This is a genomic window from Streptomyces sp. NPDC003032 (assembly GCF_053591415.1).
Map to the genome: position 1 here is coordinate 307618 of NZ_JBSFTT010000002.1, position 20580 is coordinate 328197.

At 70.2% G+C, this 20580-nt stretch carries 16 protein-coding genes; 9 read left to right on the forward strand and 7 right to left on the reverse strand.

Annotated elements, in window-relative coordinates:
- Positions 1 to 8 precede the first annotated feature (8 nt).
- The 3 genes from ddaH (at position 9) to ACWDZ7_RS03915 (ending at position 4485) form a co-directional block, all read left to right on the forward strand.
- Positions 9 to 785 (forward strand): dimethylargininase, encoded by a 777-nt coding sequence (gene ddaH / locus ACWDZ7_RS03905; protein ID WP_451794569.1) that lies wholly within the window; start codon positions 9 to 11, stop codon positions 783 to 785.
- A gap of 156 nt (positions 786 to 941) precedes the next feature.
- The gene (locus ACWDZ7_RS03910; RefSeq protein WP_451516040.1) at positions 942 to 1913 is read left to right on the forward strand and encodes an acyl-ACP desaturase; all 972 of its coding nucleotides are present in this window, start codon (positions 942 to 944) and stop codon (positions 1911 to 1913) included.
- Between the two features lie 100 nt (positions 1914 to 2013).
- A complete protein-coding gene (locus ACWDZ7_RS03915; protein ID WP_451794571.1) occupies positions 2014 to 4485 on the forward strand; it encodes a hypothetical protein in 2472 nt (823 codons plus the stop codon).
- Between the two features lie 13 nt (positions 4486 to 4498).
- On the opposite strand, the gene ACWDZ7_RS03920 is transcribed toward ACWDZ7_RS03915, so the two are convergent.
- On the reverse strand, positions 4499 to 4753 hold the full coding sequence (locus ACWDZ7_RS03920) for a WhiB family transcriptional regulator (protein WP_451516042.1): 255 nt from the start codon (positions 4751 to 4753) through the stop codon (positions 4499 to 4501).
- Between the two features lie 68 nt (positions 4754 to 4821).
- A complete protein-coding gene (locus tag ACWDZ7_RS03925) occupies positions 4822 to 5619 on the reverse strand; it encodes a VOC family protein (RefSeq protein ID WP_451794572.1) in 798 nt (265 codons plus the stop codon).
- 198 nt (positions 5620 to 5817) lie between these two features.
- On the opposite strand from ACWDZ7_RS03925, the gene ACWDZ7_RS03930 reads away from it, so the two are divergent.
- Entirely contained in the window at positions 5818 to 7056 is a 1239-nt protein-coding gene (locus ACWDZ7_RS03930; protein WP_451794573.1) for a glycoside hydrolase family 64 protein, read from the forward strand.
- Here the strand turns inward: ACWDZ7_RS03930 and ACWDZ7_RS03935 are convergent.
- Together ACWDZ7_RS03935 and ACWDZ7_RS03940 are read right to left on the reverse strand one after the other, a co-directional pair.
- Positions 7034 to 7216 (reverse strand): hypothetical protein, encoded by a 183-nt coding sequence (locus tag ACWDZ7_RS03935; RefSeq protein WP_451794575.1) that lies wholly within the window; start codon positions 7214 to 7216, stop codon positions 7034 to 7036. The genes ACWDZ7_RS03930 and ACWDZ7_RS03935 overlap by 23 nt on opposite strands.
- Before the next feature lie 121 nt (positions 7217 to 7337).
- The gene (locus tag ACWDZ7_RS03940) at positions 7338 to 8369 is read right to left on the reverse strand and encodes a LacI family DNA-binding transcriptional regulator (protein ID WP_451794576.1); all 1032 of its coding nucleotides are present in this window, start codon (positions 8367 to 8369) and stop codon (positions 7338 to 7340) included.
- Positions 8370 to 8451: 82 nt separating this feature from the next.
- Between ACWDZ7_RS03940 and ACWDZ7_RS03945 the strand changes: the two genes are divergently transcribed.
- Complete coding sequence (locus ACWDZ7_RS03945) at positions 8452 to 9915, forward strand: HEAT repeat domain-containing protein (protein ID WP_451794577.1); 1464 nt, start codon at positions 8452 to 8454, stop codon at positions 9913 to 9915.
- Between the two features lie 22 nt (positions 9916 to 9937).
- Here ACWDZ7_RS03945 and ACWDZ7_RS03950 read toward each other — a convergent pair whose 3' ends face one another.
- Positions 9938 to 10936: a multicopper oxidase domain-containing protein gene (locus ACWDZ7_RS03950; RefSeq protein ID WP_451794778.1), complete on the reverse strand. Its 999-nt coding sequence runs from the start codon at positions 10934 to 10936 to the stop codon at positions 9938 to 9940.
- Positions 10937 to 11150: 214 nt separating this feature from the next.
- On the opposite strand from ACWDZ7_RS03950, the gene ACWDZ7_RS03955 reads away from it, so the two are divergent.
- On the forward strand, positions 11151 to 13676 hold the full coding sequence (locus ACWDZ7_RS03955; RefSeq protein ID WP_451794579.1) for a ThuA domain-containing protein: 2526 nt from the start codon (positions 11151 to 11153) through the stop codon (positions 13674 to 13676).
- Complete coding sequence (locus ACWDZ7_RS03960; RefSeq protein WP_451794580.1) at positions 13673 to 15892, forward strand: OmpL47-type beta-barrel domain-containing protein; 2220 nt, start codon at positions 13673 to 13675, stop codon at positions 15890 to 15892. The genes ACWDZ7_RS03955 and ACWDZ7_RS03960 overlap by 4 nt, the downstream gene beginning before the upstream one ends.
- Positions 15893 to 15971: 79 nt before the next feature.
- On the opposite strand, the gene ACWDZ7_RS03965 is transcribed toward ACWDZ7_RS03960, so the two are convergent.
- Positions 15972 to 16253: a hypothetical protein gene (locus tag ACWDZ7_RS03965; protein ID WP_451794581.1), complete on the reverse strand. Its 282-nt coding sequence runs from the start codon at positions 16251 to 16253 to the stop codon at positions 15972 to 15974.
- Between the two features lie 161 nt (positions 16254 to 16414).
- Here ACWDZ7_RS03965 and legP point away from each other — a divergent pair, with 161 nt between their 5' ends.
- Positions 16415 to 18277 (forward strand): Dot/Icm T4SS effector Zinc-dependent metalloprotease LegP, encoded by a 1863-nt coding sequence (legP, locus tag ACWDZ7_RS03970; RefSeq protein ID WP_451794583.1) that lies wholly within the window; start codon positions 16415 to 16417, stop codon positions 18275 to 18277.
- Between the two features lie 44 nt (positions 18278 to 18321).
- Here the strand turns inward: legP and ligD are convergent, their stop codons facing one another.
- Positions 18322 to 19368 (reverse strand): non-homologous end-joining DNA ligase, encoded by a 1047-nt coding sequence (gene ligD / locus ACWDZ7_RS03975; protein ID WP_451794585.1) that lies wholly within the window; start codon positions 19366 to 19368, stop codon positions 18322 to 18324.
- 73 nt (positions 19369 to 19441) lie between these two features.
- Here ligD and ACWDZ7_RS03980 point away from each other — a divergent pair, with 73 nt between their 5' ends.
- The gene (locus ACWDZ7_RS03980) at positions 19442 to 20527 is read left to right on the forward strand and encodes an ATP-dependent DNA ligase (RefSeq protein ID WP_451794587.1); all 1086 of its coding nucleotides are present in this window, start codon (positions 19442 to 19444) and stop codon (positions 20525 to 20527) included.
- Positions 20528 to 20580: the final 53 nt, after the last annotated feature.

The following is a 20580-nucleotide window of genomic DNA, read 5'->3' on the forward strand; positions in this document are numbered from 1 at the left end:
GAGTACACGTGCCCAGCAAGAAGGCCCTGATCCGCCGTCCCGGCCCGCGTCTCGCCGAAGGCCTGCTCACCCACCTGGAACGCACCCCGGTCGACGTGGGGCTCGCGCTGCGGCAGTGGGAGGCGTACGTCGCCGCGCTGGACGCGCACGGCTGGCAGACGGTGGAGGTGGAGCCCGCGGACGACTGCCCGGACTCGGTGTTCGTGGAGGACACGGTCGTCGTCTTCCGGAACGTGGCGCTGATCGCCCGGCCGGGAGCCGAGGCCCGGCGCGGCGAGACGCCGGCCGTCGAGGAGGCGGTGGCCCGGCTCGGCTGCTCGGTGAACCGGATCCGGGAGCCCGGCACGCTCGACGGCGGCGACATCCTCAAGATCGGCGAAACGGTGTACGTGGGGCGGGGCGGCAGGACCGACGCCCAGGGGGTGCGGCAGCTGCGGGCCGCCTTCGAACCGCTCGGCGCGCGCGTGGTCGCCGTCCCCGTCGCCAGGGTCCTGCATCTGAAGTCGGCGGTGACGGCGCTGCCCGACGGGACGGTCATCGGGTACGAGCCGCTGGTCGACAGCCCCTCGCTCTTCCCGCGCTTTCTGCCCGTGCCGGAGGAGCCGGGCGCGCACGTGGTGCTCCTGGGCGGCGCGAGGCTGCTGATGGCGGCGAGTGCGCCGAAGAGCGCGGAGCTTTTCGCCGATCTCGGTTTCGACCCGGTTTTGGTGGACATCAGCGAGTTCGAGAAGCTCGAAGGCTGTGTGACGTGCCTCTCAGTCCGGTTCCGGGAACTGTACGCCTGACCAGTAATGAGGCCTTTGTTGCTGGGGAGACGTACGGGGGCCGGGCTCACAACCCCTTTACGGTGGGTTTAACCTACGGCAACGTAACCTACGAGACCGTAGGTAGTGCACCGCTCGCACTGCTCGTAAGTATCCCCGTCCCCGTATGGAGCCCACGTGACGATCACCTCTCCCCACCTCGGCAGCACGGACAGCTGGACCGATGCCCGGCTGCTCTACGCGCTGGAGGAAGTGGTCGAGCAGGAACTCAATCGCCACCTGAAGGTGGCCAAGGACTGGATGCCCCACGAGTACGTCCCGTTCTCCGACGCCCGCAACTTCCCCGGCTTCTTCGAGGACGGCGAGGCGTGGGAGAAGGGCCAGTCCCCGGTCACCGACATCGGGCGCATCGCCCTGGTGGTCAACCTGCTCACCGAGGACAACCTCCCCAGCTACCACCACGAGATCGCCTCCCTCTTCGGCCGCGACGGCGCCTGGGGCACCTGGGTGCACCGCTGGACGGCCGAGGAGGGCCGGCACGGCATCGTGATGCGTGACTATCTCCTGGCCTCGCGCGCCGTCGACCCGGACGAGCTGGAACGTTTCCGGATGATGCACATGAGCGAGGGCTTCGAGTCGGACAACCGCCACTCGATGCTCCACTCGGTCGCGTACGTGGCCTTCCAGGAGCTGGCGACCCGCATCTCGCACCGCAACACCGGACACCAGTCCGGCGACCCGGTCTGCGACCGCATGCTGGCCCGCATCGCCACCGACGAGAACCTCCACATGGTCTTCTACCGGAACCTCCTGAAGGCCGCCTTCGAGCTCGCGCCCGACCTGACCATGCAGGCCGTCCGTGACGTGGTGGTCAACTTCCGCATGCCGGGCCACGGCATGCCGGGCTTCGAGCGGGCCGCCGCGCAGATGGCCATCGGCGAGGTCTACAACATGCGCATCCACCACGACGACGTGCTCCAGCCCGTGCTGCGCCACCTGAAGGTCCTTGAGATCGACGGCCTCGGCCCCGAGGGTCTGAAGGCGCAGGAGGAGCTGGGCTTCTTCATGGGCGGGCTCGACGCGGAGGCGTCCAAGTTCGACGAGAAGCTGGCCGCCCGCAAGGCGCGGCTGGCGGCGCGCGGAGCCTGACGCCCGCGCAGCGGAGCCTGACCGCCGTACACCAACCAGTGGCGCCACATCGATTTACGGACGTCCTCCCCGGTGCGACTGTGGCATGGGGGTGGAACCCATGGCACAGACCCATGAGTGGATGTTCTACGAGGTCATGTGGCGCAGCTGGACGGGCAGGGCGCAAGTGCCCTCTCCCGTGCCGTGGTGGGCGCAGCAGGCCTTCCGGCGCTGGAGCGACGACTTCGACGCCGGGACGTACGAATCGAAGGAGGCCGCCCTGGCCTCCAACGCCCTGTACCGCTACTGGCACATGGTGGGCGTGAAGGATCACCGTCAGGAGTCCCTGATCGGTCAGGCCGGTGAGATCGAGCCGGTCTACGACAAGTACTGCCTGTCCTTCTTCCTGTACGACCCGGCGTCGGGCGCCCTGCACCTGCCGCAGCTCACCGACGGCGGTACGGTCGGCCAGCGCGTGGAGGCGCCGCATCTGCCCGTCGTCCTGACCGACTTCCGTACGCCGGACGGCGTCGCGTTCGTGCAGCGCACGTTCGCGACGACCGTCGGCGCCCGGCAGCGGGACCTCGTGGTGACGCGGCTGACCGTGGGCACCGCGACCGGGCGGCCGCGCGAGGGGTGGCTGTGCGCGGCGGTCATGCCGGCGGGGCCGAGCGGCTTCCAGCGGCACGACCGCAACGGCCGGCAGATCACCGACCGGAGGCTGACGTTCCTGCGGTATCTGCCGGAGGAGAGCCGGGCGGAGACGAACAGCGGGTGGGGCCCGGTGTTCGACACGGCGCCCGAGCAGTACGGCGTGTACGGCAACCCCGACTTCTCCTACGACCCGAACGCGTATCTGACGCACAGCCCCTTCCACGACCTGGTCATGGGCGGCAAGCTGAACGGGGCGCGGCAGGCGCAGGACCAGATCGCGGGGATGTGCAGCGCGGCGTTCGCGTGGCCGTTCCGGGTCGTCGACGACGAGACGTTCGAGCTCGATGTGCGGCTGCCCGTCGATCTGTACAGCGGGGCCGCCGACCTCACCGAGATCACGGCGACACCGGCCGCCGAACTGGAGGCGGCCAACCGGACCTTCTGGACGTCCAAACTGCTCGACCAGGGACTTCAGCCCCGGCTGCCGCGCCCCGTCTCCCATCTGACGGATCTGTTCCGCCAGTCGCGCTCGCAGCTGCTCATCCTCTCCGACGGCGGTGAGATCCATCCGGGCCCGACGGTCTACGACTCGTTCTGGATCCGTGACTCGTCCGTGGAGGCGACCGCCTGCTCGCTGGTGGGCGACGCGGCGCTCGCCGAGCACCAGCTGGGCACGCACTACCCGCTGAAGTTCAACCGCGGCACGGGCCGGATCGGGCCGTGCGCCGAGTACGGCTTCTACGGCGGCCCGCACGAGCGCGACGACCGCGAGTGGGACAGCAACGGCCAGGCGCTGTGGGCGATCGGCCGCTTCGACCGCACGAAGGGGCCCGCCGGAGCGTTCGGCGCGAAGCTCTACACGCCGTACGTGATCGACGGCGCCCGGTGGCTGCGCGACAACCGCGACCAGTACGGGCTGCTGCACAGCGGCTGGAGCGCCGAGCATGTGGGCGAGCGCGACAAGCCGCACTACTGGGACGACCTGTGGGCGCTGGCCGGTCTCTACGAGGCGGCGCGGCTCGCGGAGCGCATCGGCTCGCCGGACGTGTCCGAACTCTGGGCCGTGTTCGACGACATGAAGCGTGCGACGGCGGCCTCGATCCACTGGGTCCTGGAGGAGCAGCGCAGGCGCGGGGCGTGGGAGACGTACATCCCGACCGGGCCCGGCGACGTCGGGCGCCTCGACTCGACGATGATCGGCACCGCGGCGTTCTTCCATCCGCTGCGCCTGCACATGGGCAGCAAGCTGGGCCCGGACATCGACCGGGCGGCCCGCTTCACACTCGACACCATGTACGCCCACTTCGTGTCGGGCGGCTACCGCCACGAGGCGGCCTGGAACGCGTACGGGCCCTACCTCACGACGCAGTTGGCGCACGCGTACCTGCTCGCGGGCGATCCGGTGCGGACGGACGCGCTGCTCGGCTGGATCGTCGGCGCCTCCTTCCCGCGCGCGGAGGGCCGTGCGGTGGCCCTCGGCGCGTGGAACGAGCAGCACGCGTTCACCATCGCGTCGGACTTCCACGAAGTGCCGTCGCGGCACTGGTACATGGGCGACATCCCGCACGGCTGGGCCGCCGCCGAGTATCTGCTCCTGATCCGCGACATTCTGCTCTTCGAGGCGGACGAGGACCGCGACCCGCATGTGTACATCGCGCCCGGCGTACGGCCGCACTGGGTGCCGGACGGCGACACGGTGGCCGTGGAGTCCGCGCCGACGCTCTTCGGTGAGCCCTTCGGCTACCGGCTCACCCATGACGCTGACGAGCGGACGGTCGCGGTGGAGGTCACCGAGGCCCCGGAGCGGGTGCGGTACGTCTATCCCTGCCGGTTCGGTCAGGTGCGGGCGGCGACGGCGGACGGGCACGACCTGCCCGTCTCCGGTGACGATGTCCAGGTCCCCGCGGGGACGCGGCGGTTCACGGTGACGTACGCCTGAAGGCGCACGCACGTCACCGTGTGCCGCGCGGTACGCGTCTGAGGGCGTACCGCTCCTTCTCGGAGAGGCCGCCCCAGACGCCGAACCGCTCGTCGTTGGCGAGTGCGTACTCCAGGCAGGCCGGGCGCATCTGGCACATCCGGCAGATGTACTTCGCCTCGCGCACCGAGCTTCCGGGCTCGGGGAAGAAGAAGTCCGCTCCGGTCTGCGCGCACAGCGCCTGCTCCTGCCAGGCGAGTTCGGGCTGGGCCGTCATGTCGATCTGCATGGCACCGATACTGCCCCGGCGCGCGAAACAAGCGATCAACGAACGATCAACGACCGTCCGCCCGCGGGTCAGGACTCCATCTGCTCACCGGGAGGAGACGGCTGCAGCACCGCGAACCGGGCGCCCGCCGGGTCGGCGAGCTTGGCGAAGCGGCCGACGCCCGCCATCTCCACCGTCCGCATCCGCACCGCGCCGCCGGCCCGCTCGGCCTTGGCGACCGTGTCGTCGCAGTCGTCCACCTGGAAGTACGGCAGCCAGTACGCCCCCTCTTCGGTGGGGTCGCTGTCGAGCGGCACGATGCCGCCGAACATGTCGTCCTCGGTGCCGTCGGCGGGATGCACCATCGTGTACGAGCCGCCGGGGAAGGTCATCTCGGTGGTCCGCCAGCCGCACACCGAGCCGTAGAACGACGTGGCCGCGGCGACGTCCGGGGTGTACAGCTCGGTCCAGACCAGGCCGCCCGGTTCGTTCAGGACATCGAGGCCCTTGAGCTGTCCCTGCTGCCACACGGAGAACGGCACGCCCGCCGGGTCGGTGAAGCCCGCCATGCGGCCGAGGTCGCGGATGTCCATGGCTTCGACGAGCGTGCTGCCGCCGAGCTGCTCGACGGATTTCGCCGTGGCGTCGACGTCCGTCGCGCGGAAGTAGAGCGTCCAGGCCGGCGGGGCCTCGTCGGCCGCCATGGCCATCGCGCCCGCCGCGGTCCTGCCGGAGATCTGGAACTGGCTGTAGCCCCCCACCTCGGGGCCGCCCTGCTGGAGCTCCCAGCCGAACAGCTCGCGGTAGAAGGGGACGACGCTGCCGAGATCCGGGGCGCACATGTCCACCCAGACCGGAGCGCCTGTGACAAAACGGGTACCGACCATGATCGACTCCTCTGTCGCGTCTCGCCGCGTCTCGCTGCCGTCTCTTCGAGTCTGGCACCCGCCACTGACAATCCGTCCTGTCGTCACTTCGTGAAGGAAACACATTTCTGAGAGCGCTCTCAGTCACATCTCTTGACGCCTCGATCGCCTGCCGAGACAGTGGTGCACCACCCCCCACGACCGTGCAGGAGACCTTCCGTGATATCGCGTCGAATGTTTCTGACCACCGCCGCCGGCGCCGCGGGCGCCCTCACCCACCCCCTCTGGGCGAGCGCTCTCAGCCCCAGTGCCCGGGCGGGCACCAAGGCCGCTCCCGCCACCTGTGAGCTGGCCCTGCGGAACAAGTCGCTTCCGGGCCAGGTGCGCGCCTACGTCACCGGTCACGAGCAGGGCACCGGCCGCCGGCTGCTGCTCAAGCCGGACGGCGGCGTCTACCGCCCCGAGTCGCCCTCGGCGCCGCAGACCCCGCTGGCGGTCGACTGCGCCATCCCGCTCGGCGCGGCCGGTTCGCCGCCCCGGATATTGACGCTCCCTCAGATGTACGGCGCGCGCGTCTACTTCGTACGCGACGACAAGCTGGACTTCTTCCTCAACCCCGGCCCCGCCCTGGTCGAGCCCGCCTTCGCGACCCGCGCGGACCCCAACTACGGCCGCACGTGGTCGTTCTGCGAGTTCACCTTCAACCCCCAGCAGCTCTTCGCCAACATCAGCTACGTCGACCTCGTCACCGCGCTCCCCATCGGGCTGACCCTGGAGGGCGACGCCACGCACACCGTCGCCCCGCTCCCCGACGGCGCCGTCGGCAGAATCGCCTCGGACCTCGTGGCACAGGCGGCGTGGGACGGGCAGCCCTGGGACGACCTGGTCATCCGGAGCGACGGCGGGGGCGTGCTGCGCGTGATCTCGCCGCAGAACCTCATGGCGCCCTACTTCGACAGGCCCGACCAGATGCCCTTCCGTGACGTATGGAAGGGCTACATCGACCAGGTGTGGGACAAGTACCGCTCCACCGACCTGAAGATCGACCTCCAGGGCGGGCGCGGCGTGTTCACCGGGCGCGTCAGCGGCGACGTACTGACGTTCAACGGCGGCCACTCCTTCACCAAGCCGACGTCGAAAGACATCTTCACCTGCAACCACGGCCCCTTCGCCAACAACCCCGGCGACCCGGACGACAAGAAGGGCCTCCTCGCGCGGCTCGCGGCCGGTTTCAACCGCAGCATCATGCTCACGCACCCCTCGCAGCCGAACGGCCCGACGGCCGCCGACTACTACCGGGGCCCGGTGACCAACCACTGGTCACGGGTGGTGCACGCCAACTCCCCCATCGGCTACGCCTTCCCGTACGACGACGTACGTCCCGACGGGCAACCGGACGTGTCGGGCGCCGCGCACGACGGGAACCCGCGGCGGTTCACGGTGAGCGTGGGTTCGTAGCCGGTTCGTGCGAGACGGCCGTCCGACGACGGCAGTAGTGCACCGTGACCGCGCCCAGCAGCGGGCCCCACAGGAGCAGCGGGGCGTAGACGATGTTGAGCAGCCAGGTGCCCCAGGGGGATGCGTCCATGTCCGCGTTGACCGACGTGTACACGAACATCACTCCGAAGGCCGTCGTGGTCAGCGCGCCCAGGTCTCGCCCATGGCGGCACGTTCGGCAGCGTATTCACTTTCAGCATGTGGTCCACACTTGCGTGCGGGCCGTGCGCGTACCGCGCCTGTTACGCCGACGCCCTGCGCACCAGGGCCGTCGGCAGCACCACGCTCGTCGGTCCGGAGGTGGACTCCTCCCCGTCCCTGCCGCGCAGGAGCGTCCGGGCCATCAAGCGGCCCATCTCCTCGATGTCCTGACGGACCGTCGTCAGCGGCGGTTCGGTCTGCTCCGCCACCGGCAGCATGTCGTCGAAGCCGACCACCGCCACGTCGTCCGGCACCCTCCTGCCGCGCTCCCGCAGCACCCGGAGGGCGCCGGACGCCGACAGGTCGTTGGCCGCGAAGACGGCGTCCAACTCCGGCGCGCCGCCGAGGAGTTCCCGCATCGCCCGCTCCCCGCCCGCGGGCGTGAAGTCGCCCTCGGCGATCAGCCGCGGGTCCACGTCGACGAGGACGTCACGGAAGCCGTCGAGCCGGTCGACCGCGGAGGTCTGGTCGAGGGGGCCGGTGATGTGCGCGACGTGGCGGCGGCCGAGGCCGACCAGGTGGCGCACCGCGTCGCGCGCACCGCCGCGGTTGTCGCAGTCGACGTAGGGCACGTCCCGCTCGCCTGACGCGGCGTCCGGCCAGCCGGGGCGGCCGCCGAACACGGTGGGCACCCCGGCGCGCCGGATGATGCCGGGCAGCGGATCGTCGAGGTGCAGCGAGAAGACGAGGGCGCCGTCGACGTGGCCGCCCGCGAGATAGCGTCCGACCCGCTCATGGTCGTCCCGCCCCTCGGTGAGCAGCAGCACGAGCTGTACGTCACGGGCGGTCAGCTCCTTGCTGATGCCGCGCAGTTGCAGGGCGAAGAAGGGGTCGGCGAAGACCCGGGTCTCCGGCTCGGCGATCACCACGGCGACCGCGTCGTGGCGCCGGGTGACGAGGCTGCGGGCGGCGCGGTTGGGAACGTAGCCCAGCTCGTCGACCGCGGCCCTGACCTTCTCCGCGAGCCCCTCGCGCACCCCCGGGCCGCCGTTGACGACGCGGGAGACGGTGGCGCGCGAGACCCCGGCGCGGGCGGCCACGGCCTCCAGCGTGGGGCGCGGTTCCTCGGTCACCTGCGGTCACTCCTCCCTGACGGTGTCAGGGGGCATCCTCCCGCATCGGCTCGGCCGCCTTCTCGGCGCATACGGTACGCCCATGTTCAAGACGCGAAGAGATCGCAGGCAGGCCGAGCTGGCCGAGCTGCTGCGGGACCCGGACGCGGCGGTGCGCGCCGGGGCCGCGGCCGAGGCGGCCGAGACGGCCGACGTGGAGTGGGCCCTGCGGGAGCTGGCGCAAGCGGTGGCCCGCGAGCCGTACACGGAGTCCTTCCACGAGTCCGTGGCGGACGGTTTCGCCGCCGCGCTGCGCCGCGAGGCGGCGGTCCGCGACCGGACGGAGCGGACCTTCGCGGAGCACCTGGACGACCCCGAAGGCCTGGTGCGGGCCTGGACCGGGCTCGTGGCGGAGCTCGGCGGGCCCCCGGCCGTGCGGGACGTGGGCGAGGATCTGCGCGACGACATGCGGGAGCGGCTGACGTATCTGCGCGGCGAGGGCTGGACGGCGGAGGGGATCGCGGGGCTCGGGCGGCCGGGCGGCTTCGCTCGCGACCTGGCGTTCGACCTCGCGGTCATCGTGGCGTCCCTGGTGGTGCGCAGGAACGAGCCGCTGCCGGTGGAAGAGGCCGAGCGGATACGGACCGGGACCCGCGCGGCCCTCGCCGAGGCCCTTCTGCGCCCGCCGGGCGACAAGGAACGCAGCGACATCCTGGTGGACCTCACCCAGCATCCGGAGGACGAGGCCTGGACGGACCGCGCGCGGCTCGGCCTGCTGTTCGACGAGGCGCTGGCCCTGTGCGCCGACGAGGACCCGGACCGCAGGAAGCTCGGCGTCGAGACGCTCTCCGATCTCCTGCTGTTCAACGGCGTGTTCCGCCCGGCCCGGGTCGGCGAGACCCTCGCCGAGCTGGCCGCGGAGCCGCTGGACGCCGCCTCCCTGAGCGAGCTGCTGCACTGCTACGACGTCCTGCACGTCGGCGACCCGCTGGAGGACCCGCCGCTGCGGCTGTTCCTCGACGGGCTGCGGCACAGCGACGCCCGGGTGCGCGCGGCCGCCGCCGAGGGCCTCAACCCGATGGTGGAGGGCACCGCGCTGGAGGGCGAGGCCGTGTCCGCCCTCGTCGGCCTCCTTGAGCACGACACCGACGACAAGGTCCGGGTGACCGCCGCGAGGACGCTGTCCGGTCTCGACTACGCCGGGAAGAGCGAGGCTCGGGCCGCCGCCGACGCCCTGGAACGCGCCGCCGACTCGCCCGTCCCCGAAGTCCGCGCGTTCAGCCTCCGCGACGCCCTGGAGTACGGCGCCCCGGACGCGTTCGACCGGCTGCTCAGGGAACTGGAGTCCCCCGATGTCCATTGGGCCTTCCTGACCCACTGCACCGCCGTCTCGCTCTACGACGGCTTCCGCCTCCCGGACGGCATCCGGCCCCGCCTCGTGGAGCGTCTGCGGCGCCTTGAGGCGTCCGGCTGGGCCGACCGCTGCGAGGACGCGGAGGACTACCCCGACCCGGAGGACAGGGCCGAGATGCTCTCGACTCTCCTGGAGCGCCTGCGCGACTCCTGAACCGGACATGGCTCAGGGCGGGCTAACTGTGGCCGTGCCCTCCGGACTCCCCCGCGCCCTTGGCGCGATGGTGCGGCTCGTAGTCCGGGATGGTCCCGTCCGCCTTCCTCACCAGGAACAGGCCCGCCATCCCCATGTCCGAGTGGCTCTGCACATGGCAGTGGTACATCCAGGCCCCGGCGCCCACTCCCTCGCCCGCGACGACCTGGAAGCCGAAGGAGTCGCCGGGGCCCGTGATCTTGTCGTCCAGGATCTGGCTCGGGTCGTCGGGGCCGGTCAGCATGCCGGTGCGGTTGTCCGCCCAGCGGTGACCGTGGACATGGAACGTGTGGTAGTACTCGCCGTGGGTGATCGACACGAACTCGACCCGGTCGCCCACGGTGGCCTCGAAGGTGGGGCTGTCGTGGCCGGACCTGTTGTTGATCGTCATGTCGTTGAAGACGATCGTGAAGGTCTTGTCCGGCAGCAGGTCACCCTTGCGCCGCACGATCAGCGGACCGTACAGCCCCTTCCGCACGCCGCCGGTGCCGTGGTCCGTGCCGACCACGTGGTCGTGGTAGTGCCAGTAGCCCGCGGTGCCGGGGCGCCAGGTGCCGTCCTTGCGGCGGCCCGGGGCGTGCGTGCGCCACGTGTAGGTGCGCCTGCCGCCCGGCTCGACGTCGCTCCTGGTGTGCTTGGTGCCGTCGCTGGAGATCTCGTAGTCCATGCCGTGGACGTGCAGGCTGGCGGCCACGTCCATCGTGTTCTCGAACTCGATGTGCAGGGTGTCGCCCTCATTCAGTTCGATGAGCGGGCCCGGTATCGACGCCTTGCCCTTCTCCAGGCCGTACCCCATCTGCCCGTCGGGGAGCTTCTCCGCGTACATCTTGACGCGTCTGACCTCGCCGCCCGCGGGCGCCGTCCTCGGCGGCCCCTCGGCCGTGCTCGCCTCCGGCGCATGGGTGAGGGACAACGATGTCACGCCCGCCGCGGCCGCCGCGCCGCCCGCGAGCATCCTCCGGCTGAAGCTCCGCCGGTCCATGTTCCGTCGGTCCATGCCGAACTCCCCACTGCGGTACGGAGACTGGCGGGGCGCGGGAGGCCCCGGGGACGGCCATACGGTATCGACGGGATCTCCGTTCATCCACACTCAGGACAAAGTTCGCGCTATCGCGGTGATACCTATTGGCGAGGTGCGAAAAGAGGTCTAGCTTCGTCGGCGCTGTTGCTGTGACCGACGAGGGGTGGGTGTACTCATGCGGCGCACACCGCATCAAGAGCCCTTGACCGTACGAGGGTTGAGCAGAGCACGACGCAGACCGAACCGCTCGCGCCGGGCCTGGACGGCCGCGCTGCTGTCCGGAGCCATGGTCACCGGGGCGCTCTCCGCGCAGGCCGCGTCCGCGCGGCCGTATCCGGAACCGCCTATGACAACGATGTCCCTCCCGTCGCCGCCCGGTGGCGCCAACGTCAAGGTACTGGTCTTCCACGGCTCCGCGGCCGGCGGCGACGAGTCCCCCGTCGTCGACGCCGGCATCGAGGCCATCGAGAAGATCGGCCAGTCGGGTCCGACGGCCCAGCGGTTCAAGATCGTGGCGACGGACGACCCGACCGTCTTCACGGACGGGAGAAGGCTCGGCACGTTCAACGCCGTGGCGTTCCTGACCGGTGGCGGCGATGTCCTCGACCCCGAGCAGGAAGCGGGCCTTGAGGCGTACATGGAGGCCGGTGGCGGCTTCCTCGGCGTCCATGACGCTGCGCGCGCCGAGCCGTACTCGACCTGGTTCACCGGACTCATCGGCGCCCGCCCGGCGGACTCCGGTCCGACGGACGTCCAGCGCGCGACCGTCGAGGTCGGCGACCGCGAGCATCCGGCGGCCAAGGGCCTGCCCCTCCAGTGGAAGCGCCCCGACCGCTGGCTGAACTGGACGAAGAACCCCTCGGGCGAGGTGCACACGGTCGCCCGCGTACGGGAGTCGACCTACCGGCCGGGCACCGGCAAGAACGGCTGGGACCACCCCGTCTCCTGGTGCCGCGACTACGACGGCGGGCGCTCCTTCTACACCGGCATGGGCGGCACGGCATCGTCGTACGACGAAGTGGACTTCCGCGGCCATCTGCGGGGCGCCCTGCTGTGGACGACCCGCATCGCGCGCGCCGACTGCGAGGCGACGATCAACGCCAACTACCGGGCGGAACGCCTCACCCAGCCCAATCGGCCGGGCGCGAACGACCAGATAGGCGAACCGCACGGCCTGGTCACCGCGCCCGACGGCAGGGTCCTCTACATCGGCCGCGGCGGAGCCGACTCCTCCCGGCCGGTGATCACCGACTGGAACAACCCGGACATCGGCAAGGGCACCGGTGAGATCCACGTCTACGACCCGAAGACCAAGAAGGTCACGCTCGCGGGCACCCTCCCGGTCTTCGGCAACAAGGGCGGCGGCGACGAGCTGATCAAGGTCGAAGAGGGCCTGCTCGGGATCGAACTCGACCCGCGGTTCGAACAGAACGGGTGGGTGTACCTGCACTACACACCGCACGCGAGGATCAACCGCGAGACGCACATGGCGGAGCGGTACGTCTCCCGCTTCACGCTCGACCGGACCACGGACAAGCTCGACATGGGCAGCGAGAAGGTGCTGCTCAAGTGGCCGGTGCAGATCCACAGCTGCTGCCACTCGGGCGGCGGGATGGCCTGGGACTCCAAGGACAACCTCTACATCGCGACCGGTGACAACAACTCCTCGCGGTTCACGGACGGTTACTCGGGCAACAACCCCGAGCCGAACTTCAAGGGCGTCTCGTTCGCCGACGCGCGCCGCACCGCGGGCAACACCAACAACCTCAACGGCAAGATCCTGCGCATCCACCCGGAGCCCGACGGGACGTACACGCTCCCCGAAGGGAACCTCTTCACCGGCAAGGAGCAGGACGAGGGCGGCGGCAGGACGCGCGGCGAGATCTATGTGATGGGCGTCAGGAACCCGGCGCGCATCTCCATCGACGAGAAGACCGACACGCTGTACGCGGGCTGGGTCGGCCCGGACGCCGGCGTGCCGTCGACGACGTGGGGACCGGCGAAGTACGACACGTTCGCCGCGATCACCCACGCCTCCAACCGCGGCTGGCCGTACTGCATGGGCAACAACCAGCCCTACCGCGACCGCAACCTACCGGACCCGTCGAAGCCGCTGGGCTGGTACGACTGCGAGAACCTCAAGAACGAGTCGCCGAACAACGACGGCCTGGTGAACATCCCGCCGGCCGAACCCAACAACATCTGGTACTCGCCGCAGGGCGGCGGCATCGACTACCCGCGCGACGCGAACGGCGTGCCGAGCTACCGGACGGAGGAGCAGAAGCAGCTCCTGCCATGGCTCAAGGGCGGTGGCCAGGCCACGATGAACGGACCCGTCTACCGCTACGACGCGGCCGACGCGGGCGCCGACAAGTGGCCCTCCTACTGGGACGGCAAGTGGTTCGTCGGCGACTTCTACGACGGCGACCAGCCGCGGCACGCGGTGCTGACCGACCCGAAGACGGTCGGGAGCGGCGGCCTTCCGGTGCACGCCGAGTCACTGAAGAAGATCATTCCGATCGGCAACGACGGCATCAAGAACCTCATGGACTGGAAGTTCGCGCCGGACGGCTCCCTGTACGTCCTCGACTACGGCCGCGGCTTCTTCACCTCGGACTCCAAGTCGGCGCTGTGGCGCGTGACGTACAAGGGCGGCGCGCCGACCCCGGCCGCCGACGACCTGGCGAGGAGGGCGCAATGACGCGTTCCCCCACCGCACGGACCGTGCGGAGGCGAAGACTGTATACGGCGCTGCTCGCGTCGCTGCTCATGGTGCTCGGCCTGACATCGACGGCGGCCACGGCACGCCCCGACAACACCGGGCTCGCGGCGGCACAGACCCTGACCTGGACGGCCGACAACGACATCGACAAGTACAAGTCGGCTCCCACCACGGCGGTGGCGGGTCCGACGACGATCGTCTTCGAGAACAGCGAGGCGACCGGCAACACGACGGGCATGCCGCACACGCTGACGTTCGACGTCTCCGACCCGGAGTACAACAACGACGTCCCGCTGAACATCCTGGCCAACCCCGACGACGACCAGGGCGGCAAGCACACCGCCGAGGTCACGCTCACCCCGGGCCGCTACCGCTACCACTGCACGATCCCCGGCCACGGGGCGATGCAGGGCATCCTGGTGGTGACCGAGGGCGGCGGCGAGGACACCACGGCCCCGGAGACCTCCGCGAAGGTGGAGGGGCAGACCGACGCCGATGGCGCGTACGTCGGTTCGGCGTCGGTGGTGGTGAGCGCGACGGACGTGGGCTCGGGCGTCGAGAGGATCGAGTACGCGGCCGGGGCGGACGGCGCGTGGCAGCCCTACACCGCGCCCGTGGTCGTCGACACGGTCGGCACCCACACGATCCGCTACCGGGCCGTCGACAGGGCGGGCAATCTGGCGGCGGAGAAGTCCGTCGACTTCACCGTGGTGGCGCCGTCGACGGACGACAGGACGCCTCCGGAGACGTCGGCCATGGTGACCGGCGAGAAAAACGAGCAGGGGCAGTACGTCGCGATGGCGACGGTCACGGTGACGGCGTCCGACACCGGCTCCGGCGTCAACAGGATCGAGTACGCGATCGGTGACGGCGCCTGGACGGCGTACACGGCCCCGGTCATGGTCCACGAGACGGGCACCCACAAGGTGCGCTACCGCGCCTCCGACAAGGCGGGGAACCAGGCGGCCGAGAAGGCGGTCGAGTTCACCGTGGTCGCGCCGCCGGTCCAGGACAGGACGCCGCCGCAGACCTCGGCGAAGGTCGAGGGCGACAAGGACTCCGACGGCGCCTATCTCGGCAGGGCGAGGGTGACGGTCACCGCGACCGACGCCGATTCGGGTGTCGCCAAGGTCGAGTACTCCTTGGACGGCGGTCCCTATCTCGCCTACGAGGCACCGGTCGTCGTCGACCGCGTGGGGCGGCACACCGTGGCGTACCGGGCGAGCGACAAGGCGGGCAACACGGCCGAGGCCAAGTCCGTCTCCTTCACGGTCTCCCGGGGCGGCGGGGTCCCGGCGCCCGGCTGCCCCGAGTTCGACGAGCGGCTGACGGTGATCGTCGGCACGGTCGACACGGGCATCCCGAACCGCGTCACGAACAACCGCTGCCGCATCAACGAGATGATCGAGGACGAGAAGGAGTGGACCTCGCACGCGCTCTTCCTGAAGCACGTCAAGGCCGTCACCGACAGACTTCTTAAAGAAGGCGTCATCGTTCAGCGCGAGTACAACAAGATCAACCGTGCCGCGAAACAGTCCGGCATCGGCAGGCCCGGCCAGACGGACGGCTACCGCAAGCTCTTCGACGGCACCGAGGAGTCCTTCGGCGAGTGGGAGCAGGTGGGCGGCGGCAAGTTCGGTCTCAACGACGACGGGACGATCACCAGCAGCACCACGGTCCAGGGCATGGGCATGCTGTGGTTCCCGCAGCGCAAGTACGGCGACTTCTCGCTGAAGCTCCAGTGGCGGGACGACGCGCCGGGCGACGGCAACACCAACTCCGGTGTGTTCGTGCGCTTCCCGCAGGTCCACGACCACCCGGAGGAGTCGCGCCCGGAGTGGGTCGCCATCAAGTACGGGCATGAGGTGCAGGTCCACGACCGTCCCGACGGCGACATGTACAAGACGGCGTCGGTCTACGGCTTCGACCGGGTCGGGCTCGCCGGTGCCGGAGTGACCCCGAAGGGCACGTGGAACGACTACGAGATCCGCGTGGTCGACCAGCACTACTCGGTCTACCGCAACGGCGTCCTGCTCAACGAGTTCGACAACGTCGGCGGCCAGGACTTCACGCCCCCGCGCGCCGACGACCCGGGCACTGACGGACGCCGCTACGCGTCCGGCTATCTCGGGCTCCAGGTCCACGGTGTGACAGATGTGGTGTCGTACCGGGACATCAGGATCAAGGAGCTGTAACCGGGCTTCTCGTCGCGCGTCACGGAGCCGGGAGGGCGGTCGTCAACGCCCTCCCGGCTTCCGCGTCACCGCGCCCGCGTCACCGCACCCGCGTGACCTCGACCGCCACCGAGTCCGCGCCTCCGTACGTCAGTACCGGGTTGCCCCGGACCGACACCAGGTCGCCGGGCGCGATCTCGCCGGAGCCGTCGACGTCGGCGTGCACGCGGACCGTGTACCGCGCCCGGGGGTCGGGCGTCTCCACGGCGAGGGTGAGCCGGTGCGGTGCGGCGAGGTCCACACCGCGCTCGGCGGTCCGGCTCACCACCCGGGCCGGCGCGTCCGCCGCCCTGATCTCCTCGACCTGCGCGCGCAGGGTCACGGTTCCCCGCGGCGGTGCCGTACCCGCCGCGAGACAGACAGCGATTTCTACGTTTCGCATACGCTCGCCCAGCCCTTGTTGGTCGTGCCGTATCCCATTATTTTCCGCAAAATAGCGCCCGTGACGGCAGGGCGGGAAGCCGGATCAGAGGGAGACACGAGATGGCTGCTTCCGAGTCACGAGTTTCTGGTGAGGGACACGGGGAGTTCCGCTCCTCCCGGGACGTGAAAACCGGCCTGATCGACGGCACCAGCTTCCAGATAAAGCCGGTGCAGTACGTGGACATCGACGGGCTCGCGGTCTTCGAGGGCGACATCGTGCTCGGGACGGTCGCGGAAGTCGAGCGCCGCACCTCGGAATTGAGGGCGGAGTCGGAGGGCAAAGTACCGGAGTCGGCGGTCATCATCTCCGGAAAGCAGTTCCGCTGGCCCAACGCGCTGGTGCCCTTCGAGATCGACGCGAACCTGCCGAACCAGCAGCGGGTGACCGACGCCATCGCGCACTGGCAGACCCGCACCCGGATGCGCTTCGTGCGACGGACCCCCGCCAACCAGGCGCAGTTCCCCGACTTCGTGCGCTTCGTGCCGGGCGGCGGCTGCTCGTCGTTCGTGGGCCGGCGAGGCGGTTCGCAGACCATCACGCTCGCCGCCGGCTGCACGACGGGGAACTGCGTGCACGAGATCGGGCACGCGATCGGCCTGTGGCACGAGCAGAGCCGTGAGGACCGCGACCAGTTCGTGACGATCATCTGGGCCAACATCACCCAGGGCTTCGAGCACAACTTCGACCAGCACATCACCGACGGCGACGACGTGGGCCCGTACGACTACGGCTCGATCATGCACTACCCGCGCAACGCGTTCTCCAGCAACGGCCAGGACACGATCGTGCCGACCGTGCAGGGCGCCGTCATCGGCCAGCGCACCGGCCTCAGCACGGACGACATCGCCGCCGTGCACGCGATGTACGGCCCTTCGCCCGCCTCGGGACCCGTGGTGTCGTGGGAGTCGGACCGCCTCGACGTCTTCGGTATCGGCACCGACTCCGCGCTCTACCACAAGTGGTGGAACGGCAGGGCCTGGGGCCCGGACATCAAGGGCTGGGAGTCGCTCGGCGGAGTCTGCACGAGTCCGCCGACGGCGCTCGCGTGGGCGCACGACCGGCTCGACGTCTTCGTCATCGGGACGGACTCGGCGCTGTTCCACAAGTGGTGGAACGGAAACGCGTGGGGCCCGAGCGTCAAGGACTGGGAATCCCTCGGCGGAATCTGCACCAGCGCGCCCGAGGCCATTTCCTGGGGCCCCGACCGGCTCGACCTCTTTGTCACCGGTACCGACTCGGCGACGCACCACAAGTGGTGGGACGGAAACGCGTGGGGCCCGAGCGTCAAGGGCTGGGAATCGCTCGGCGGGATCTGTATGACCAAGCCGAAAGCGGTGTCCTGGGGGGCGAACCGGCTGGATCTCTTTGTGATCGGGACGGATTCGGCGCTGTACCACAAGTGGTGGGACGGAAACGCGTGGGGCCCGGGCATCAAGGACTGGGAATCGCTCGGCGGAACCTGCATGGGAGAACCCGTCGCTGTTTCGTGGGGGCAGAACAGGCTGGATGTGTTCGTGATCGGGACGGACTCCGCGCTCTACCACAAGTGGTGGGACGGCAACGCCTGGGGCCCGAGCATCAAGGGCTGGGAATCCCTCGGCGGAATCTGTGAGGGGACGCCCGCCGCCGTCTCGTGGGGAGCCAACCGCCTCGACCTGTTCGTGATCGGGACGGACTCCGCGCTCTACCACAAGTGGTGGGACGGGAACGCCTGGGGCCCGAGCATCAAGGGCTGGGAATCCCTCGGCGGGATCTGCACGAGTTCGCCGACCGCGGTCGCCTGGGAGGCGAACCGGCTCGACGTGTTCGTCCGGGGCACCGACTCCGCGCTGCACCACAAGTGGTGGGACGGCAAGGCGTGGGGGCCGAGCGTCCAGGGCTTCGAGTCCCTCGGCGGCATCCTGACCCGCTTCACGGACTGACGGTCCACCGGCTGTCGGCCGGGTCGATCCTCGTACGTGCCGGGTCAGTCCTCGTGTCTGGCCCGGCTCGGCTGTACCCGCTTGGGCTCGCCCGGCATCTTCGGGTACTCCGGCGGGTACGGCAGATCGCCGAGACCGTGGTCCCTCTCGTCCTTGTCGGCGAGTTCCAGGAGCGCTTCGAGGGAGTGGGTGCGGTCCTCCATGCGCGCGTGGACGTCGCCGAGCTTCGCGAAGCGCTCCGGCATGGTGGCGAGGTCGAAGTCCTCGGGCGCCGCGTCGTCGACCTCGTCCCACCGCAGCGGGGCCGACACCGGGGCGTGCGGGCGGGCCCGCAGCGAGTAGGCGGAGGCGATCGTGCGGTCCCTGGCCGTCTGGTTGTAGTCCACGAAGATCCGTGCGCCCCGCTCCTCCTTCCACCACGCCGTCGTGACCCGCTCCGGCATCCGGCGCTCCAGCTCCCGGCCGCAGGCGATCGCGGCCCGCCGCACCTGGGTGAAGGTCCAGCGCGCTTCGATGGGCACGAACACGTGCAGGCCGCGGCCGCCGGACGTCTTGGGCCAGCCGACCAGAGCTCCGAACTCGTCCAGGACGGCGCGGAGTTCGTGCGCGGCCCGTACCGCGTCGGCGTAGTCCGTGCCGGGCTGCGGGTCGAGGTCGATGCGGAGTTCGTCGGGGTGGTCGAGGTCGTCGCGCCGTACCGGCCAGGGGTGGAAGGTGAGCGCGTTGTACTGGGCCGCCCAGACGACGGCGGCCACCTCGGTGGGGCACATCTCGTCCGCGGTGCGTCCGCTGGGGAAGGCGATGGTGGCGGTGGGGATCCAGTCGGGCAGGTTCTTCGGGACCCGCTTCTGGTAGAAGAACTCCCCGGCCGCCCCGTCCGGGTAGCGCTGCAGGGTGGTGGGCCGGTTCCTGAGCGCGCGCAGGATGCCCGGTCCGACGGCCACGAGGTACTGGGCGACGTCCAGCTTGGTGAAACCCCGCTCGGGGAAGACCACCCGGTCGGGGCTGGACAGACGTACCGTTCGCTCCCCCGTGTCGATCTCCACGGCCGCGCTCCTGCCCTTGGCGCTCTTGCCCTCGGCTTCACCCATGGAGCCACGCTAAGCGGGCGGGACATGCGGCGCACACCGGGCGGTATGGAGCGAATCCCCGCAGAATCGGAGTATGGATCTGCCGGTGATGCCGCCCGTGAAGCCCATGCTCGCCAAGCCCGTGGCGAAGATCCCGCCGGGCATGCAGTACGAGGCCAAGTGGGACGGCTTCCGCGCGATCGTCTTCCGCGACGGCGACGACATCGAGATCGGCAGCCGTACCGGCAAGCCCCTCACCCGCTACTTCCCCGAACTCGTGGAGGCGCTGCGGGAGCGGCTGCCGGCGCGCTGTGTGCTGGACGGCGAGATCGTGATCGCCAGGGACGGGCACCTGGACTTCGACGCGCTCACCGAGCGCATCCACCCGGCGGCCTCGCGCGTCGCGCTGCTGGCCGAGCGCACCCCCGCCTCGTTCGTCGCCTTCGACCTGCTCGCCCTCGCGGACGAGTCCCTGCTCACCACCCCCATGGGCGAACGCCGCGAGCGCCTGGTGGCGGCCCTGTCCGGGGTGACGCCACCCGTCCACGTCGCGCCGGCGACCACCGACACGGAGGTGGCGCGGCGCTGGTTCGAGGAGTTCGAGGGCGCGGGCCTCGACGGTGTCATCGCCAAACCGCTCGATCTGCTCTACCGCCAGGACGAGCGCGTCATGTTCAAGGTCAAGCACGAGCGCACGGCGGACTGCGTGGTCGCGGGGTACCGCTTCCACAAGAGCGGCCCCGTTGTCGGCTCGCTCCTCCTCGGTCTGTACGACAGTGAGGGTGCCCTGCAGCATGTGGGCGTCGCCGCGGCGTTCTCCATGAAGCGGCGGGCGGAGCTGATCGAGGAGCTGGAGCCGCTGCGGATGGGATCGGCGGAGGGGCACCCGTGGGCGGCCTGGGGGGACGAGGCGGCGCACGAGTCGGCGCGGCTGCCGGGGGCGCCGAGCCGCTGGTCGGGGAAGAAGGACCTGTCGTGGGTGCCGGTGCGCCCCGAACGGGTCTGCGAAGTGGCGTACGACCACATGGAGGGCGGGCGGCGCTTCCGCCACACTGCGCGGTTCCGCACATGGCGCCCCGACCGGGACCCGGAGAGCTGCACCTACGCCCAGTTGGAGGAGCCGGTGCGGTACTCCCTCACGGACGTACTGGGGACGGGCGCACGGGGACCACGGAACTGACGCGCCCTCGTCCGGCTCCCCCGCACCGCAATCACGCCAAAGTGTGAAGCTGC

Coding starts and splice junctions, on each gene's coding strand:
- ACWDZ7_RS03955 (WP_451794579.1), top strand. CDS start 11,151: ATGCGGCGCACACCGCATCAAGAGCCCTTGACCGTACGAGGGTTGAGC.
- ACWDZ7_RS03915 (WP_451794571.1), top strand. CDS start 2,014: ATGGCACAGACCCATGAGTGGATGTTCTACGAGGTCATGTGGCGCAGC.
- ACWDZ7_RS03945 (WP_451794577.1), top strand. CDS start 8,452: ATGTTCAAGACGCGAAGAGATCGCAGGCAGGCCGAGCTGGCCGAGCTG.
- ACWDZ7_RS03920 (WP_451516042.1), bottom strand. CDS start 4,753: ATGCAGATCGACATGACGGCCCAGCCCGAACTCGCCTGGCAGGAGCAG.
- ACWDZ7_RS03935 (WP_451794575.1), bottom strand. CDS start 7,216: ATGTTCGTGTACACGTCGGTCAACGCGGACATGGACGCATCCCCCTGG.
- legP (WP_451794583.1), top strand. CDS start 16,415: ATGGCTGCTTCCGAGTCACGAGTTTCTGGTGAGGGACACGGGGAGTTC.
- ACWDZ7_RS03925 (WP_451794572.1), bottom strand. CDS start 5,619: ATGGTCGGTACCCGTTTTGTCACAGGCGCTCCGGTCTGGGTGGACATG.
- ACWDZ7_RS03950 (WP_451794778.1), bottom strand. CDS start 10,936: ATGGACCGGCGGAGCTTCAGCCGGAGGATGCTCGCGGGCGGCGCGGCG.
- ligD (WP_451794585.1), bottom strand. CDS start 19,368: ATGGGTGAAGCCGAGGGCAAGAGCGCCAAGGGCAGGAGCGCGGCCGTG.
- ACWDZ7_RS03980 (WP_451794587.1), top strand. CDS start 19,442: ATGGATCTGCCGGTGATGCCGCCCGTGAAGCCCATGCTCGCCAAGCCC.
- ACWDZ7_RS03960 (WP_451794580.1), top strand. CDS start 13,673: ATGACGCGTTCCCCCACCGCACGGACCGTGCGGAGGCGAAGACTGTAT.